At 71.5% G+C, this 17,394-nt stretch carries 16 protein-coding genes; 8 read left to right on the top strand and 8 right to left on the bottom strand.

Annotated elements, in window-relative coordinates; translation table 11 throughout:
• Positions 1-13 precede the first annotated feature (13 nt).
• From Q7L73_RS03185 to Q7L73_RS03215, 7 genes are all read right to left on the bottom strand, one after another.
• On the bottom strand, positions 14-1,303 hold the full coding sequence (locus Q7L73_RS03185) for an aspartate aminotransferase family protein (protein ID WP_370552344.1): 1,290 nt from the start codon (positions 1,301-1,303) through the stop codon (positions 14-16).
• Positions 1,304-1,394: 91 nt separating this feature from the next.
• Positions 1,395-2,195, bottom strand: a complete 801-nt coding sequence (locus tag Q7L73_RS03190) for an IclR family transcriptional regulator (RefSeq protein ID WP_304686159.1) — start codon at positions 2,193-2,195, stop codon at positions 1,395-1,397.
• A 918-nt stretch (positions 2,196-3,113) separates the two neighbouring features.
• Complete coding sequence (locus Q7L73_RS03195) at positions 3,114-3,773, bottom strand: helix-turn-helix domain-containing protein (RefSeq protein ID WP_304686162.1); 660 nt, start codon at positions 3,771-3,773, stop codon at positions 3,114-3,116.
• Between the two features lie 175 nt (positions 3,774-3,948).
• Positions 3,949-4,407 (bottom strand): MarR family transcriptional regulator, encoded by a 459-nt coding sequence (locus Q7L73_RS03200; RefSeq protein ID WP_304686164.1) that lies wholly within the window; start codon positions 4,405-4,407, stop codon positions 3,949-3,951.
• A complete protein-coding gene (locus Q7L73_RS03205) occupies positions 4,404-5,843 on the bottom strand; it encodes a DHA2 family efflux MFS transporter permease subunit (RefSeq protein ID WP_304686165.1) in 1,440 nt (479 codons plus the stop codon). Before Q7L73_RS03205 ends, Q7L73_RS03200 begins: the two co-directional genes overlap by 4 nt.
• Positions 5,844-5,919: 76 nt before the next feature.
• Positions 5,920-7,173 (bottom strand): polysaccharide deacetylase family protein, encoded by a 1,254-nt coding sequence (locus Q7L73_RS03210; protein ID WP_304686170.1) that lies wholly within the window; start codon positions 7,171-7,173, stop codon positions 5,920-5,922.
• 65 nt (positions 7,174-7,238) lie between these two features.
• Entirely contained in the window at positions 7,239-8,429 is a 1,191-nt protein-coding gene (locus Q7L73_RS03215) for an HRDC domain-containing protein (RefSeq protein WP_304686176.1), read from the bottom strand.
• Positions 8,430-8,524: 95 nt separating this feature from the next.
• Here Q7L73_RS03215 and Q7L73_RS03220 point away from each other — a divergent pair, with 95 nt between their 5' ends.
• The 8 genes from Q7L73_RS03220 (at position 8,525) to Q7L73_RS03255 (ending at position 16,252) form a co-directional block, all read left to right on the top strand.
• Positions 8,525-9,058: an Rrf2 family transcriptional regulator gene (locus tag Q7L73_RS03220; protein WP_304686183.1), complete on the top strand. Its 534-nt coding sequence runs from the start codon at positions 8,525-8,527 to the stop codon at positions 9,056-9,058.
• Between the two features lie 37 nt (positions 9,059-9,095).
• Complete coding sequence (sufC, locus tag Q7L73_RS03225; protein WP_304686189.1) at positions 9,096-9,869, top strand: Fe-S cluster assembly ATPase SufC; 774 nt, start codon at positions 9,096-9,098, stop codon at positions 9,867-9,869.
• A 5-nt stretch (positions 9,870-9,874) separates the two neighbouring features.
• Positions 9,875-11,116, top strand: a complete 1,242-nt coding sequence (locus Q7L73_RS03230) for a SufS family cysteine desulfurase (protein WP_304686191.1) — start codon at positions 9,875-9,877, stop codon at positions 11,114-11,116.
• Between the two features lie 272 nt (positions 11,117-11,388).
• Positions 11,389-11,805, top strand: a complete 417-nt coding sequence (locus Q7L73_RS03235) for an iron-sulfur cluster assembly scaffold protein (protein WP_304686193.1) — start codon at positions 11,389-11,391, stop codon at positions 11,803-11,805.
• 100 nt (positions 11,806-11,905) lie between these two features.
• A complete protein-coding gene (locus Q7L73_RS03240; protein WP_304686201.1) occupies positions 11,906-12,223 on the top strand; it encodes a non-heme iron oxygenase ferredoxin subunit in 318 nt (105 codons plus the stop codon).
• Position 12,224: 1 nt separating this feature from the next.
• Positions 12,225-13,658, top strand: a complete 1,434-nt coding sequence (gene sufB, locus Q7L73_RS03245) for a Fe-S cluster assembly protein SufB (RefSeq protein WP_304686205.1) — start codon at positions 12,225-12,227, stop codon at positions 13,656-13,658.
• Entirely contained in the window at positions 13,658-14,932 is a 1,275-nt protein-coding gene (gene sufD / locus Q7L73_RS03250; RefSeq protein WP_304686210.1) for a Fe-S cluster assembly protein SufD, read from the top strand. Before sufB ends, sufD begins: the two co-directional genes overlap by 1 nt.
• A gap of 171 nt (positions 14,933-15,103) precedes the next feature.
• Positions 15,104-16,252 (top strand): hypothetical protein, encoded by a 1,149-nt coding sequence (locus Q7L73_RS03255; protein ID WP_304686216.1) that lies wholly within the window; start codon positions 15,104-15,106, stop codon positions 16,250-16,252.
• Positions 16,253-16,309: 57 nt separating this feature from the next.
• Here the strand turns inward: Q7L73_RS03255 and htpX are convergent, their stop codons facing one another.
• Entirely contained in the window at positions 16,310-17,236 is a 927-nt protein-coding gene (gene htpX, locus Q7L73_RS03260; RefSeq protein ID WP_304686222.1) for a zinc metalloprotease HtpX, read from the bottom strand.
• Between the last annotated feature and the right edge of the window lie 158 nt (positions 17,237-17,394).

Genomic DNA, 17,394 nt, shown 5'->3' on the forward strand with positions numbered 1-17,394 from the left:
CGCTACCGTCCAGTCAGGCTACCGAAGCGGCCGCGACCGCGTCGAGCGCCTCGCCGACGGCCGTGCCGATCAGGTCGATCTCCTCCTGCGCGATCGTCAGCGGCGGCGAGACCGCGACGCCCTGCCCGAGCGCGCGCACGAGCACGCCGCGCTCGCGCGCCTGCGCGAAGACCTTGCCGGGCGCGCCGGCCGCGTTCGCCTCGGGCGTGAACTCGACCGCGGCCAGCAGGCCGATGCCGCCGCGCACCTCCTTCACGAGCGGGTGACCGGCGTGGGCCCTCAGCGTCTCCAGCAGCGGGCCCTCGGTCTCGTGCGCGCGGCTGACGAGGCCGCCGGCCTCGAGCAGGTCGAGGTTGGCGCTGCCGGCGGCGCAGCAGGTCGCGTGCGCGGAGTAGGTCGCGCCGTGGCGCAGCATGTTGCCGGCCTCGTCCCAGAACGGCTCCGCGACGCGCGCGGAGGCGACGACGCCGCCGAGCGGCAGGTAGCCGCTGGTGACGCCCTTGGCGAAGGTGATCATGTCCGGCTGCAGGCCGAAGCGCGAGGAGGCGAACCAGTCGCCGACGCGGCCGAAGGCGCAGATGACCTCGTCGGCGACGAACAGGATGCCGTGCTCCTGGCAGATCGCCTGGACGCCCTCGAGGTAGCCGGGCGGGGGCGGCAGCACGCCGCCGGCGCCGATCACCGGCTCGGCGAAGACGGCCGCGACCTTCTCGGGCCCGACCTGCAGGATCTCCTGCTCCAGCGCCGCCAGCGAGTCCCACTGGACCGACGATGTCTGGCTCATCAGCGGGCCCCAGCCGGCGCGGTTGGCCTCGATCCCGCCGATCGCCGTGCCGTAGCCGTTGGTGCCGTGGTAGCCGCCGGTGCGGCCGATCAGGTGGACGCGCTCCGGCTGGCCCTTCGCGTTCCAGTAGCGGCGCGCGATCTTCGCCGCCGAGTCGAGCGCCTCGCCGCCGCCGGTCGTGAAGAAGACGCGGCCGTCCTCGACGGGCGCCAGCTCCGCGATCCGCGCCGCCAGCAGCTGCGCCGGCTCGGTCGTGAAGTCGCCGAAGGCCGAGTAGGCCTCCAGCTTGCCGAGCTGCTCGACGATCGCGTCGGCGATCTCGCGCCGCGCGTGGCCGACGTTGGCGTACCAGAGGCTCGCGGTGCCGTCGAGGTAGCGACGGTCCCTGTCGTCGAAGACCCAGACGCCGTCGCCGCGAGTGAGGACGAACTCGCTGCCGCGGACCGCGGACATGTCTGAGAAGGGATGCCACAGGCGCGTCTCCGCGACCGCTGCACCTGAACGCTCTGTCGAAGTCATGGCCTGACTCTCGCAACGGCCGCCGGCCGGCGCCAGCGTCGGAGGTCCAACGTCACCTCGCCGGCTTGTGCAGGATGGCGAGCGGAGGCGTTCAGGCGGCGGTCGTCGCGCCGGCGCCGCCGGCCGGCGCGCCGGTGCCCGCGGTCGGCTCGTAGCCGAGCTCGCGCGAGACCTCGAGCATCCGCGCCCGCACCAGCTCGCCGAGCTCGGAGAGGTCCTGGCGCAGCAGCCGGGCGGCCGGGCCGGAGACGCTCGCCGCCGCCAGCACCTCGCCGTTGGAGCCGAAGATCGGCGCCGCGATGCAGAGGACGCCGTCCTCGTACTCCTCGCGGTCGATCGCGTAGCCGCGCGCGTGCGCGCGCCGCAGCTCCATCGTCAGCTCCTCGGCGGAGGTGATCGTGTGCGGCGTCAGCGACGGGAACGGCGCCCGCTCGCGCAGGTCGGTGAGCAGGTCCGACGACTGGAAGGCGAGCATCGCCTTGCCGGCCGCGCACGCGTGCGCGGGGACGCGACGGCCCAGCTCGGTGAACATCCGCACGGTGCGGCTGCTCTCGGCCTGGTCGACGTAGACGATCGTGAAGCGGTCGAGCACGCAGAGGTTGGTCGTCTCGTCGGTCGCATCGCGGATCATCAGCAGATGCGGACGGACGGCCGTGCGCAGCCGCTGCATGCGGTGCTCCTGCCCGCCGGCCAGCTCGACGACCTTGTGGCTGAGCCGGTAGCGGCTCGTCTGCGGGTTCTGGACCACGTAGCCGCACGCGATCAGGGTCGCCAGCAGCCGGTGGGTCGTGCTCGGCTGCAGGCCGGTGCGATGCGCCAGTTCCACCAGGCCGATCTCGTCGGCCTGGGCGACCGCTTCGAGAAGGTCGAAGCCGCGTGCGACTGACTGCACGATCGCGGGACTCTTCGCCTGCCTGGGTATCGCCTGACCTCGTTTCCGGGATGCGGAATCATCGACCGTACCAGAGCGGCGCGGCGAGCAGGGAGCGGCGTGCGCCGACGCGCCAGTTCAGCCGCGACGACGGTCCCGACGCTCCGCCTCCCGGTGGAGCAGAAAGCTGCGCATTCGTTCGTCGGGAAGGCGAACAACGGTCCCGGCGGTCGATCTCGAAGGGGAGCTGTATACAGGGCGAAAATGCGTCGCTGTGGACGTAATTGATCAGTTGACTCGGGTGTCCAGGAGCGTTAGCGTGCACGCCGAGAACTCCGCAATCACGGGGATTTCTCGCTGAGGGGGTCACGCATGCGCAAGCATCGTGAAAGCAGTGCAACGGTTCTTCGGTTCGCCGAAGATCAATTATGAGAACGGACAACGTCCACAACCTGTCGAACGAGCCTTCACATGAAGGCGCGTCCGCCGCACCGGCCCTCCTGCACGGGGCGCACGCGGCTGACGGTCTCCACGCGCCGGCACGCGACGGCGCGGTGAAGCTCGAACGGCAGCACACGGCGGCGCGATCGGCGCCCGGCCTCACGGCGGCACACGGACCCGGAGCCGTCGCGCTCACGCACACGCGCGGCGTCTTCTACCCCGGGACCTTGCCGAGGCCGGAGCGGCCAGCGCTCGCCGTGAGCCGATAGGGCCGCCTCGACTCGGCCCGAACGGCTTCGGCGGTCGCTGCGTGGGGGACGCAGCGGCCGCCGAACACTTCCTCGCCCGCATACCGCGGCGTCGGCGCGTTGGGGGATGCGCCGACGCCGCCCGGGCGGGGAGGCGGCGGCTGCGCGGCGTTCGCGGCGGCTCGCGTGGGGAGGCGGCGGCTGCTCGGCGTGCGCGGCGGCTCGCGCGCGGTGGGGCCGCCGTGCCCGGCTACGGCTGGAACAGCGCCAGGAAGGCGTCGGCGGCGGCGCGGTCGCCCTCGATCGTCAGCGCGGCGGCGCTCTCGCCCGGCGTCAGCGCCGCGACCCACTGCTGCTCGCTGCCGGCGATCCGCGTCGTCGCCTCCGGCGCCGGCTGGTGCTCGACGCGGGCGCGGCCGCCCTCGCTGTGGAAGACGTACTGCTGCGGCGCGCCGCCGTTGGTCGGCTCGACCGTCAGCGAGATCGCCGTGTCCTCGACCCGCGGGCCGCCGAGCAGCGGCGCGAGGCGGAAGCAGGCGGCGACGTCGATCCACTCGCCGGCGCGCGGCGCCGACCAGTGGTTGCGCAGCTCCCAGCGCGCGATCGTGCCGATCACCGGCAGCAGCGAGCGGCCCAGCTCGGTCAGCTCGAGGTCGACCCGCGGCGGCAGCGAGCGGAAGCGGCGGCGGATGATCAGCCGCTCGTCGGCGAGCTTCGCGAGGCGCGACTCGAGCGCGCCGGCCGAGACGCCGGGCAGCCAGCGGCGCAGCTCGTCGAGCCGCAGCGGCCCGGCCGCGAGGTCGCGCACGATCACCATCAGCCAGCGGTCGCCGACGACGTTCAGCGCCCGTGCGTCCGGCGCCCATTGACGGCGTGGCTTCTCACCGAAGTCGCGTTCCGACATCTGCATCCCCCGACTGCTCACCCCGCCGCGCCGACGCGACGGTCCACCCGGAACAGCCCCTCGTGTGACGACTCGAACTACCCCAGAGACGACCTGCAAATGCGCTGGAACAGCGTTGTTGCAAGCGTGGTCAAACATACCAAATTCCCACATCTCGGTGAGGAGGCTGAGAGCGCGGGTGTCAGTCCGCGAGCGTCTCCAGGAGCCGTGCCAGCTGCGCCGCGCGCGCCGCGTCGAGCGCCGCGAGCGCGGCCGGCGGACGCTCCAGCAGCGCTTCGGCGCGCGCTGCCAGCGCGCTGCCCGCGGCGGTCGCCGCGACCGTCTTGGAGCGGCGGTCGCGCGGGTCTGAGGCGCGTGCGACGAGCCCGAGCTGCTCGAGGTCGTCGACGATCCGCGTCGCGTACGGCGGGTCGGTCTGGAGCTGGGCGGCGAGCGCCCGCAGCGTCAGCGGCTGCGGCAGCTCGGCGACGGCGCGCAGCGCCTTCACGCGGGTGAAGCTGAGCCCGAGCGTCTCCGACACCTCGCGGCGGCGGTCGTTGTCGAGCACGAGCGCCCGCATCGCCCGCCAGGCGGCGAGCGCGTCGGCGTCGCGATCGCCGTCGGCGCCGGCCCCGCGCCCGTCGGCGTCGTGCTCGCTCACGCCGCCCCGCCCGGCTGGGTATGGCTCAGCGCCCGCGCCGTGCGCGTCGCGGTCGCGTGCGCCCAGGTCGTCGTCGTCAGCAGTCCGAGCACGAGCACGATTGCCCCGCAGCCGGCGACGATCCACCAGCCGACGGCGCCGATCTGGCCGCCGCCGGCGCCGGCCAGCGCGCCGGCCGGCACCGCCACGGCGCCGACGACGGCGACTCCGAGCGACATGCCGATCTGGCGGCTGGTCGAGGCGACCGCGGCGGCGACGCCGGCCTGGTCGGCCGGCATGCCGGAGACGGCGGTGTCGGTGATCGGCGGGTTGAGCGCGCCGAAGCCGAGCCCGAACAGGACGTAGGCGGCGAACAGGTGGGCGAGCGAGGTCGTCGGCGAGAGGTTCGTCAGCAGCAGGCCGGAGAGCGCCATCGCGGCGCCGCCGACGACGAGCGAGGGGCGCGTCCCGAGGCGGCCGACGAGGCGTCCCGAGATCGGGCTGGCGACGACCGTCAGCGCCGCCATCGGCAGCGTCCAGAGGCCGGCCTCCAGCGGCGACAGCCCGCGCGTCTCCTGCAGGTAGAGCGTGTTGAGGAAGAGGAAGCCGCCAAGCGCCGAGAAGGCCGCGATCGCGATCGCCGTCGCGCCCGCGAACGGCGCGCTGCGGAAGAAGCGGACCTCTATCAGCGGGTCGCGCCGGCGCAGCTCCCAGCCGATCAGCAGCGCCAGCGTGACGAGCGCGAAGGCGAACAGGCCGACGCTCTCGCCGCTGCCCCAGCCGTGCGACGGCGCCTCGATGATCGCGTAGGTGAGCGAGCCGAGGAAGACGATCACGAGCGCCTGGCCGAGCGGGTCGACGCGGCGCGCGCGGGCGGCGCGCGACTCGGGCACGTAACGGGCCGTCAGCACGATCGCGGCGATCCCGACCGGGATGTTGACCCAGAAGATGGCGCGCCAGTCGACGCTCTCGACGAGCAGGCCGCCGAGCACCGGTCCGAGCGCCATGCTGACGCCCATCGTGCTGCCCCAGATGCCGATCGCCTGCGCTCGCTCGCGCGCGTCGGTGAAGGTGTTGCGGACGATCGACATCGCGACCGGGTTGAGCATCGAGCCGCCGATCGCCTGCAGCGCGCGGGCCGCTATCAGCGTCGGCGCGTCCGGCGCCAGCGAGCACAGCAGCGAGCCGAGCGTGAACAGCGCCAGCCCCCAGCGGAAGACGCGCGCGCGGCCGAGCCGGTCGGCGCTGGAGCCGGCCAGCAGCAGCAGGCTGGCGAGCACGAGCGTGTACGCGTCGACGACCCACTGCAGCTGCGCGACGGAGGCGCCGAGGTCGCCGCGGATCGACGGCAGCGCGACGTTGACGGCGGTCGTGTCGATGCCGACGACGAAGAGGCTGAGGCAGCAGATCGCGAGGATCGTCCAGCGGCGGGGATCGAGCGCAGGAGCGGAGGTCACTCGCTCCAACATAGCGATGCTTGTACGACTACAACGATCGCCGTCGCGCCAAGCGTGCGCGGCGGGCGCGGCCCGCTCAGCGGTAGAGCAGTCTCGCGCCCGTCATCTCGTGGATCGTGACGAAGCCGTAGCCGCGCGCTCTGAGCGTGTCGATCACGCGCGGCAGCGCGGCGAGCGTCTGCGAGCGGTTGCCGCCGCCGTCGTGCATCAGGATGATCGAGCCGCTGCGGGCGGCCGAGACGATCCGCGAGTAGATCGCGTCGGTCCCCGGCGTGCGCCAGTCCTGCGGGTCGACGTCCCACTCGATCGTCGAGTAGCCGAGCCCGCGGGCGAGGCTGACGAGCGAGGAGCTTATGGCGCCGCCCGGGGCGCGGAAGGCGCACGGCTTGAAGCCGCTGACCGTCTGGATCGCGTTCGTCGTCGAGCTGATCTGGCTGGTCGCGAGCGAGCCGCCGCCGGAGACGGTCGCGTGGCTCCAGGTGTGGTTGGCCAGCTCGTGGCCCTCGGCGAGGATCCGCTTCTCGACCGTCGGATACGACGACACCTGCTGGCCGATCTGGAAGAACGTGCCCTTCACGCCCTTCGCTCTCAGCACGTCGAGGAAGCCGGTCGTGTACGGCGAGGGGCCGTCGTCGAAGGTCAGCGCGACGACCTTCCGGCTGCGCGAGCCGTTGGTCACGTAGGCCGGTCCGGCGGGCGTGCAGGCGTACGGCACCGGCGCTCTCAGCTGCAGCACGGCGCCGCTCTTCGGCAGCGCGCGGAAGCAGTCGCTCCTGCCGCCGACGTCGCAGCCGTCGGTGCTGGCGAGCGTGCGCCAGCGGACCGCGGCGCCGGACGGGATGCCGATCGTCGCGGGTGAGAAGGTCGCGCTCAGCTCGCGCTTGCTGTGGCGCACGATCGACGCTCTCAGCTCGTGCAGCGGCCCATGGCCGCCCGAGGTCAGCACCCGCTGCAGCGTCAGCGTCGCCTTCGCGCCTCTGCGGCGGACGCAGACGTCGCGCGAGTTGACGCCCTTGTCGGCGTAGACGAGCCGCAGGCAGAGCGACTGCCCGGCGCGGCGCAGCGACGCCGGCGACCAGGCCGCGTTCGTCGTCGTGTTCCAGCGCAGGTCGCTGCCGGCCTGTCTCAGCTCTGACAGCTGCAGGCCCAGCGGCGCCAGCGCGGTGCCGGTGTCGGGCGGCGTCTCGACGCCTCTGTCGCGCCCGCTCGGCGTGTCGCCCGGGGCGGCGCCTCCGCCGCCGTTGGGGGCGGGAGCGGCGACGACGGCGGGCGTGGCGGCCACGAGCACGACCGCGGTCAGCGTGGCGAGGGCGTAGGGACGACGAGACATGAGACGCACGACCTTAATCATCGGCAGGTTGCCCCGCGACCTCAGCAAGCTTCCGTGCAACCCGCTCAGGCGGCTTCGCTGACGGCGATTCTGCCGTCGGCGATCGTCACGGCGCGGCGGCCCGCGAGCAGCTCCGCCAGCTCGCCGCCGACCAGCTCCAGCCGCCAGCCGCTGAGCGCGCGCACGTCGGGCTGCGGGTCGCCGCGGCGGGCGGCGATCACGATCTGCTCCAGCTCGGCGCGCGAGGCGACCAGCTCGTAGGCGAGGCCGGCCTCCAGCGCGCGCGCCCGGATCACCGCCTCGACCACGGCGATCAGCGGCGCGTCGCCCTGCTCGCCGCCGGGGCGGCGCGCCTCGCGGGCGATCGGCTCGCCGTCGCGGCCGCGGTCGACGGCGTCGACGATCGCCTGGCCGCGGCGGCGCAGGTGGCCGCCGTGGAGGCCGCGGATCTGCTCCAGCTCGCGCACGCTCGCCGGCTTGCGCTTGGCGATCTCGACCAGCGCCGGGTCGGGCAGGATCGAGCCGACCGGCTTGTCCTCCTGCTGCGCGGTGCGCTCGCGCCAGGCGGCGACCTCCTTCGCGACGGCGCGCGATCTGGGGTCGAGCTGACCGGAGCGGGGGAGGCGCTCGAAGGCGGTGTCGGGGTCGCGCTCGTCGCTGGCGCCCTCCATCCGCCGGCACTCCTCGCGCGCCCATTCGAGCCGGCCGCTGTCGCTCAGCTGCTCGTGCAGCCCGTCGCTGAGCTGCAGCAGGTAGACGACGTCCTCGCGTGCGTAGAGGACCTGCTCCTCGGTCAGCGGGCGGGCGTCCCAGCGCGTGTAGCTGGCGGTCTTGCCGACGCGCTGGCCGAGCGCGGCGCCGAGCAGGTTGCCGTAGCCGGTCTGCGCGCCGTAGCCGGCGAAGCCGGCCGCGACCTGCGTGTCGAAGACGTTCGTGACCTCGGTCTGCCACGCCCGCCGCAGGATCGCCACGTCCTGGCGGGCGGCGTGCAGGACGATCTCGACCGCCGGGTCGGCGAGCACCTCCGCCAGCGGCCCGAACTCGATCTGCTCGAACGGGTCGAACAGCGCGATCCGCACGCCGTCAGGGGAGTCGGCGTCGGGGACGGCGACCTGCACGAGGCAGAGCAGCGCGCGGTAGCGGCCCTCCGACATGAACTCGGTGTCGATGCCCAGTCGCCCGCTGGCGGAGGCGAGCTCGGCGATCCGCACGACCTCGTCGCTGCCGGCCAGCGTTGTGACAGTTCCTTGTGGCACCTTGGGCACTATGAAGGAGCGGCCGGTCGGGCGTCTCGCGGTGGCGCTGTTCGGGCGCCCGAATCAACACCGACCCCGCTGGTAGGATTTCCCGCATGATCTTCTCCTCCAAGGCCGAGTACGGCGTGCGCTTGATGGTCGAGCTCGGCCGTCGCGCCGAGGACGCGCCGGTCAGCCTGAAGGCGATCGCTGCGGCGGAGAACCTCCCGCTGGCGTACCTGGAGCAGGTCGTCGCGCGCTTGAAGAAGGCCGATCTCGTGAGAAGCGCCCGCGGCGCGCACGGCGGCTACTGGCTGGCGCGGCCGGCGGAGGAGATCACGATGGACCAGGTCGTGCTCGCGCTCGAGGGCGCGATCGCGCCGATGGAGTGCTTCGTCAACGAGCAGACCGAGCGCGTGCTCTGCTCGCACGGCGAGCACCAGGCCGCCGACCACCTGTGCGCGACGAAGCTGCTGTGGATGCGCGTGCAGAGCGGCGTCGTCCGCTCGCTGCAGACCACCACGCTCTCAGACCTGGTGGACTTCTCGCGCCGCGACGGCGCCGGCCGCAAGTCCGACGCCCCCGCCGCGGGCATCGCGGTGACCGCCCACGGGAGCGATCCGCTCCCGACCGCCGCCCCCGCGGCCTGATTCGACCCACCCCCCCCTCTAGCAACCCCCGGAGACCATGGCCGAGCTCGAAATCCGCAACCTCCACGTCCGCGTCGACGAGAAGGAGATCCTGAAGGGTCTCGACCTCACCATCGGCAAGGGCGAGATCCACGCGCTGATGGGCCCCAACGGCTCCGGCAAGTCGACGCTGGCGAACGTGATCATGGGTCACCCGAAGTACGAGGTGACCGACGGCCAGATCATCTTCAAGGGCGAGGACATCACCGAGGCCGCGACCGACGAGCGCGCCCGCGCCGGCCTCTTCATGGCCTTCCAGTACCCGGTCTCCGTGCCGGGCGTGACCGTCACCAAGTACCTCCGCACGGTCATCAACGCCCACCGCGAGGCGCGCGGCGAGGAGCCGATCTCGCTGAAGGAGTTCCGCCAGACGGTCGAGGCGGCGATGAGACTGACCGAGGTGCCGAGACAGTTCTCGACCCGCTACCTCAACGAGGGCTTCTCGGGCGGCGAGAAGAAGCGCATGGAGATCCTCCAGCTCGCGCTTCAGAGACCGGACATGGCGATCCTCGACGAGACCGACTCGGGCCTCGACATCGACGCCCTGCGCGTCGTCTCCAACGGCGTCAACGCCGTCGCCGACGGTCACATGGGCGTCCTCATCATCACCCACTACCAGCGCATCCTCCACCTCGTCCAGCCCAGCCACGTGCACGTCATGTACCAGGGCCGGATCGTCAAGGAGGGCGGCCCGGAGCTCGTCACCGTGCTCGAGGAGAAGGGCTACGGCTGGATCAGAGACGAGGTCGCGGCCGCCGCCGCGGCCTCCTGACCGCCATGAGCGCCGGCGCCTCCATCCAGTTCGACGCGGCCGCGGTCGCGGCGCAGTTCCCGATCCTGCAGCGCGAGATCGACGGCAGACGCATCGTCTACCTCGACAGCGGGGCGACGGCGCAGAAGCCGGACGCGGTGCTGGAGGCGCTCGACGCCTCCTACCGCCTCCACAACGCCAACATCCATCGTGGCGTCTACACGCTCGCGCAGGAGGCGACCGAGCGCTTCGAGGGGGCGCGCGAGCGGATCGCGCGCTTCGTCGGCGGCGGGCCGGCGCAGACGATCTTCACGAAGAACGTGACGGAGGCGATCAACCTCGTCGCCTACTCGTGGGGCCGCGCCAACGTCGGCGCCGGCGACACGATCGTGCTGACGCCGATGGAGCACCACGCCAACATCGTCCCGTGGCAGCAGCTGGCGCGGGCGGTCGGCGCGAGACTGGAGTACGTCACGATGAGCGACGACGGGCGGCTCGACCTCGACTCGCTCGACGCGCTGCTGGCGCTGGAGCCGAAGCTGGTCGCCGTCGCGCACGTCTCGAACGTGCTCGGCACGCTCAACCCGGTCGCCGAGATCGTCCGCCGCGCGCACGCCGCCGGCGCGGTCGTGCTCGTCGACGGGGCGCAGGCGGTGCCGCACCTGCCGCTCGACCTGGCAGCGCTCGACGCCGACTTCTACGGCTTCACCGGCCACAAGGTCTACGGCCCGACCGGCGTCGGCGTGCTGCACGGCCGCCGCGAGCTGCTGGAGGCGATGGAACCGTTCCTGACCGGCGGCGACATGATCGGCCAGGTCGACTTCCACTCCTCGACGTGGAAGGAGCTGCCGTGGAAGTTCGAGGCCGGCACCTCGCCGTACCTCGAGGCGACCGGGCTCGGCGCTGCCGTCGAATGGCTCGACGGGCTCGGGCTCGAGGCGGTTCACGCGCACGAGGCGGAGATCACCCGCTATGCGCTCGAGCGGCTCGCTGAGGTGCCGGGGCTGACGATCTACGGCCCGCCGGCGGAGGAGCGCGGCGCGATCGTCTCGTTCGCGCTCGACGGCGTCCACCCGCACGACGTCGCCGAGATCCTCGGCCGCGAGCAGATCTGCGTGCGCGCCGGTCACCACTGCGCACAGCCGCTGATGCGGCGGCTCGGCGTGCCGGCGACGACGCGCGCCAGCTTCGCCGCGCATACGACGACCGCGGACGTCGACGCGCTCGTCGCGGGGCTGGAGACGGTCCGCAGGGTCTTCCAGCTGTAGTGGTTCGGAAGCCTGGTCAAACTATGCACTTTACTTCGGGGCAATGAACTACTACGATGTCGCTCGTCTGGCCGAGGGGGCGCGCAAGCGTTCCCGAAATCGGCCCGACCTGCCGCCATCCACCTGCTCGCGGGGACGCGGGCTCGCACGCGGCGAACCGACGGGGGGTGTCGCGACCACACCCCCCGTCGCCTCTTCGGAGGCGCCCGGCGCCGATCGCGGCGCCGGGCGCCGTCCCGATCTCGACCTGCTCCTCGCTAGGCTCTAGCGCGATGGACGACCTCTACCGCGAGTACATCCTCGAGCACTACAAGCGGCCCCACAACTGGTCGCCGCCGCGCGAGGGGCTGGCCAGCCCGGACCTCGAGTTCGAGGACGCGAACCCGCTCTGCGGCGACACGCTGCGCGTCCAGATCGCCGTCGACGACGAGCAGAAGGTGGCCGAGATCCGCTTCTCCGGCCACGGCTGCGCGATCTCGCAGGCAGCCGCCTCGATGTCCTCCGACGAGGTGATCGGGATGCCGGTGCGCGAGCTGATGGAGCTCGACAAGGAGTTCGTGCTCGACCTGCTCGGGATCGAGATCTCGGCGACGCGGATGAAGTGCGCGATGCTGTCGCTGAAGGTCATCAAGAGCGCCGCCCTCGGCGCCGCGGCCGCCTGGCCAGACGCCGAAGACGCCGCGGCCTGACACGGCCGCCGCGCCCGTGTGCGCGGGCGCCTGCTCATGCGGCATGCCCCGCTACAATTCCGGATGTAAATCCGATCATCTGACTAGGACTTCTCCCCCCGTGCCGGAAACGATCACCGTCTGCCCACTCGAAGAGCTTCCGCCCGGAAGCATGAAGCTCGTCGAGCTGGACGATCTCGAGATCGGCGTCTTCAACTGCGCCGGAACGATCTACGCGATCGAGGACCGCTGCTCCCATGACGACGGACCGCTCGTCGAGGGCGTCCTCGACGCCGAGCAGTGCACGATCGAATGCCCGCGCCACGGGTCGTTGTTCGACTTGAGATCCGGCAAGCCGCTGACGCTGCCGGCCTATGTCCCGGTGGACACGTTCCCGGTGGTCATCGACGACGACCTGATCAAGCTGGAGGTTGACTGACATGGCCACCCCCGAAGTCATCGCCGAGCAGGAAGCGCTCAAGGGCATCAACGCCGACTACACCGAGCGCTTCGGCTTCCATGACGCCGAGAACTACCTCTACAAGGCGCCGAAGGGCATCAACAGAGAGATCGTCGAGAAGATCTCCGAGTTCAAGAGCGAGCCGCAGTGGATGCGCGAGTTCCGCCTCAAGTCGCTGGACCACTTCTTCGCGCACGACATGCCCAGATGGGGCTCGCCGATGCTCAGAGAGGTCGACTTCGACAACATCCACTACTTCGTGCGCGCCTCCGAGCGTGCCGAGCGCTCGTGGGACGACGTCCCGGAGGACGTCAAGAGAACCTTTGATCGGCTCGGGATCCCCGAGGCCGAGCGCAGATTCCTCGCCGGCGTCGGCGCCCAGTACGAGTCCGAGGTCGTGTACCACCAGGTGCGCGAGGACCTCGAGAAGCAGGGCGTGATCTTCGTCGACATGGACTCGGGCCTGCGTGAGCACGAGGAGCTGGTGAAGAGATACTTCGCCACGGTCATCCCGGCCAATGACAACAAGCTCGCCGCGCTCAACAGCGCGACCTGGTCGGGCGGCTCGTTCGTCTACGTGCCGCCGGGCGTCAGAGTCGAGATGCCGCTGCAGGCCTACTTCCGCATCAACACGGAGAACATGGGCCAGTTCGAGCGGACGCTGATCATCGCCGACGAGGGCTCCTACGTGCACTACGTCGAGGGCTGCACGGCGCCGACGTACTCGTCCGACTCGCTCCACTCCGCGGTCGTCGAGCTGATCGCGATGAGAGGCGCACGGATCCGCTACACGACGGTCCAGAACTGGTCGCAGAACGTCTTCAATCTCGTCACCAAGCGCGCGGTCGCCTACGAGGACGCGACCGTCGAGTGGGTCGACTGCAACCTCGGCTCGAAGCTGACGATGAAGTACCCGTCCGTCTACCTGATGGGCGAGCGGGCGCACGGCGAGATCCTCTCGATCGCCTTCGCCGGCGCCGGCCAGCACCAGGACGCCGGCGGCAAGATCGTCCACGTCGCGCCGAACACGACCTCGAACATCTTCGCGAAGTCGATCTCGAAGGACGGCGGGCGCGGCTCCTACCGCGGCCTGCTGGAGGTCGCCAAGGGCGCCCACGGCGCCAAGTCGAAGGTCGTCTGCGACGCGCTGCTGCTCGACGAGGAGTCGCGCTCGGACACCTACCCGACGATCCGCATCGGCGAGGACGACGTCGACGTCGGCCACGAGGCGACCGTCTCGAACATCGGCGACGAGCAGATCTTCTACCTGCAGTCGCACGGGATCAGCGAGGAAGAGGCGTCGAAGCTGATCGTCAACGGCTTCATCGAGCCGGTCGCGAAGGAGCTGCCGATGGAGTACGCCGTCGAGCTCAACCGCCTGATCGAGTTGCAGATGGAAGGGTCGATCGGCTGATGGCCTCTGCGATCGCCACCACGCAGCCGGGCTGGCTGACGGCGCGCCGCGAGCGCGCCACGGCGCTCTCCGAGCAGCTCGAGCTGCCGACCTACAAGGGCAGACCGGGCTGGGAGTTCACCGACATCTCCGCGCTCGACCTGGCCGCGTACGCGGTCGCGCCCGACGCGACCGGCGACGCCGCCGCGACCGCGGCCGGCGCCGAGGCGCTGTTCGTCGGGCTGGAGCAGCCGATCGTCGTCACGCAGGTCGATGCGACGAGCGTGCAGGTCGACGGCGACCTGCCCGACGGCGTCACGATCACGACGCTGGAGCGGGCCGCCGCCGAGCAGCCGGAGCTGGTCGAGCAGCACCTCGGCACGATCGTCAGCGCGCAGGACGCGTTCGTCGCGCGCAACGACGCCGCCTTCGCCGGCGGCCTGTTCGTGCACATCCGCCGCGGCGTCGTGCTGGAGCGGCCGGTGCTCGTCACCGCCGTCCAGGACGCCGACCGCAGCGCGCTCGCCTGGCGCACGCTGATCGTGCTCGAGGACGGCGCCGAGGCCGAGGTCTGGGAGCAGTACCTGTCGGCCGGCGAAGACCGCGAGACGCTGCTCAACGCGGTCGTCGAGCTGGTCGTCGGCGACAACGCCAAGCTGCGCTTCGTCAACGGCCAGAACCTGTCGGAGAAGAGCTGGATCTTCGGCACGCAGCGGGCCGAGGTCGGCCGCGACGGCGTGCTCGACTGGGTCTCGCTCGGCTTCGGCTCGGCACGCGGCAAGGTCCGCAGCGAGACGAAGCTGGCCGGCCCCGGCGCCGACGGCAGAGTGACCGGCGCCTACGCCAGCCACAAGCGCCAGCACATCGACTACGACACGACGCAGGAGCACGCCGCTCCGCACACGACCTCGGACCTCGCCTTCCGCGGCGTCCTGCAGGGTCGCTCCGAGGCCGTCTGGCGCGGCAACATCATCGTCGATCCCGGCGCGCAGCAGACCGACGCCTTCCAGGAGAGCCGCAACCTGCTGCTGTCCAAGCGAGCGCACGCCGACGCGATCCCGGGCCTCGAGATCCAGGCCAACGACGTGCGCTGCACGCATGCGGCCGCGATCGCCCAGATCGACGCCGACCAGCTGTTCTACCTGCGCTCGCGCGGTCTCAGAGACGAGGTCGCCAAGCGGCTCGTGATCGAGGGCTTCCTCGCCGAGCTGGTCGAGCGGTTCGAGGAGGGTCCGGTGCGGACCGTCCTCGGTGGCGCGCTCGAGCGCCGGCTGGGCCTCATCCTCGGCGACTGACGCGTCGCCACTGCGCCTGCACGAACCGACCGCAGTGTCGGTTCGTGCAGCGTCGAAGTTCCCTAGAGCTGGTCATTTGAACATCCTCGTTCAGGTCCGCTATGCTGCCGCGGATTTCGGGGAGAGCCCGCCGCTTCCGCGCGGCGGGAAACTTGATCGAAGGGGGAAGAGATGAGGCGTAGGAGCCTTGGCGTCGCCGTGCTTGCCGCCGCTGTTGCGGCGCTCGCACCGTCGGCCGCGTCAGCAGCGACCTGGTCGGCGTCGACGCCGGTCGATCCGTCGGGTGCCTCAGCCAGCGGGCTGAGCGGCGTGTCGTGCACGGCGTCGACCAACTGCGAGGCCGTCGGCAGCACCGACGGCGCGGCGCTGATCGAGCGCTACAGCAGCGGGACCTGGAGCCAGCAGACGGCCGCGACGCCGCCGGCTGGGACGGTCAGCAGCGCGCTTGACGGCGTCGGCTGCTCGGCCAGCAACGCCTGCACCGCCGTCGGCAACTACGACGACGGCTCGTCGACCTGGGCGCTCGCCGAGCGCTGGACGACCGCGTGGGCGCTGCAGACGTTCCCGAGACCGTCGGGCGCGCAGTCGAGCCAGCTCAGCGGCGTCGCCTGCGTGACGAGCACCTACTGTCTCGCGGTCGGCGGCTACGTCGACAGAAGCGGCGTGCAGCAGCCGCTGGCGGCGACCTGGAACGGCACCAGCTGGGCGCTGCAGACGGTCCCGCTCGTCTCCGGCTCGACCGGCACCGCGCTGAGCGGCGTGACGTGCGCCTCGACGACCTCCTGCGAGGTCGTCGGCAGCTACCTCGACAGAACCAACACGCCGTTCCCGACGGCCGCCGCGTACAACGGCGTCAGCACGTGGACGCTGCAGTCGGTGCCGACGCCCAGAGGCGCCAGCGCGACCTTCATCAGCGGCCTCTCCTGCACTTCCGCCAGCGCCTGCACGGCGGTCGGCTACGCGACCAACGCGACCAGCGTCTTCGCCGTCGCCGAGCGCTGGAACGGCACCGGCTGGGCAGAGCAGACGCTCGCCAGCGCCCCTGCGGGGTCGACCGGCAGCGCGCTGATCGGCGTCTCCTGCACGACCAGCACCACCTGCAACGCGGTCGGCTACTACATCGACAGCGCCGGCAAGCAGCGCAGCTATTCGCAGACGTGGACGCCGTGGACGGTCGTCTCGACGCCGAACCCGTCGGTCTTCGACGCCGCCGCGGTCAACGGCATCTCGTGCACGTCGAGCACGGCCTGCATCAGCGTCGGCTACTTCTACGACACCAGCTTCAGCCTGCTGCACCCGCTCGCGCAGAGATACTCCTGAGCGCGTTCTGACGTCAACGGCGGGCGGCGCGCGAACGAGCGCGTCGCCCGCCGGACGCTACGGCCGCGTCAGCTCGCGGTAGCCGCGCGCCGGCGGCAGGTCGGTGCCCTGCAACTGCGACTCGAGCCGGGCGAGCGCCGCGATCCGCTTGTCGAGCGGCGGATGGGTCGCGAACAGGCCGGCGACCGCTCTGCGTGGTGACGCCGGCAGGATGAAGAAGGCGTTCATCTCGCTCGCCGCGCGCAGGTCGCGCTGCGGCACGCGGCTCATCGAGCCGGAGATCTTCATCAGCGCCGAGGCGAGCGCGCTGGGGCGGCCGGTGATGACGGCGGCGCCGCGGTCGGCCGCGTACTCGCGGTAGCGCGACAGCATCTGCATCAGCATGAAGGAGACGCCGTAGACGGCGAACGAGATCGCGATCAGCGGCAGGATCCCCGGGCTCTCGCGGTTGTTGCCGCCGAGCAGGAAGCCCCACTGGAGGATGAACGCGGCGATCGAGGCGAAGAACGAGGCGACCGTCATGATCATCACGTCGCGGTGCTGGACGTGCGCGAGCTCGTGGGCCATCACGCCCTCCAGCTCGTGCGGCTCCAGCAGCTCCAAGATCCCGGTCGTCGCGCAGACCGTCGCGCTTCTGCGCGTGCGGCCGATCGCGAAGGCGTTCGGGACCGAGGTCTGCGCGATCGCCACCTTCGGCTTCGGCAGGTCGGCCTGGATGCAGAGGCGCTCGATCAGCGCGTGCAGCTCGGGCGCCTCCTGCGGCGAGACGACCTTCGCGTGCATCGCCCGCAGCGCGAGCTTGTCGGAGGCGAACAGCTGGACGACGAAGAGGCCGCCCGCGATCGCGACCGCGGCGCCGATCCCGACTCCGGAGGCGGCGACGGCCGCCATCAGCACGACATAGACGGCTCCCAGCAGGAAGATCGTGAGGATCATCCGGACCTGGAGGCCGGTGTCGCGACCGAACGTCGAGGGACTGCGCATCGTCTGGAACCGGCTCCTTCTCAAACTTGACGGGGCCACGTGTCGCGGGCCAGAGGCCCGCGCGGCGCGCCGGGAGTCAGAGATGGGGCCGGCGCGCCGCGTGGCCTTGGAGGCGCCGGTGGCGCGTCAGGCCCCGACGCGTTGCCCCACCGGCGTGC

Origin of the sequence: Conexibacter sp. CPCC 205762, assembly GCF_030646155.1 — a bacterium.
Classification (GTDB): Bacteria; Actinomycetota; Thermoleophilia; order Solirubrobacterales; family Solirubrobacteraceae; genus Conexibacter.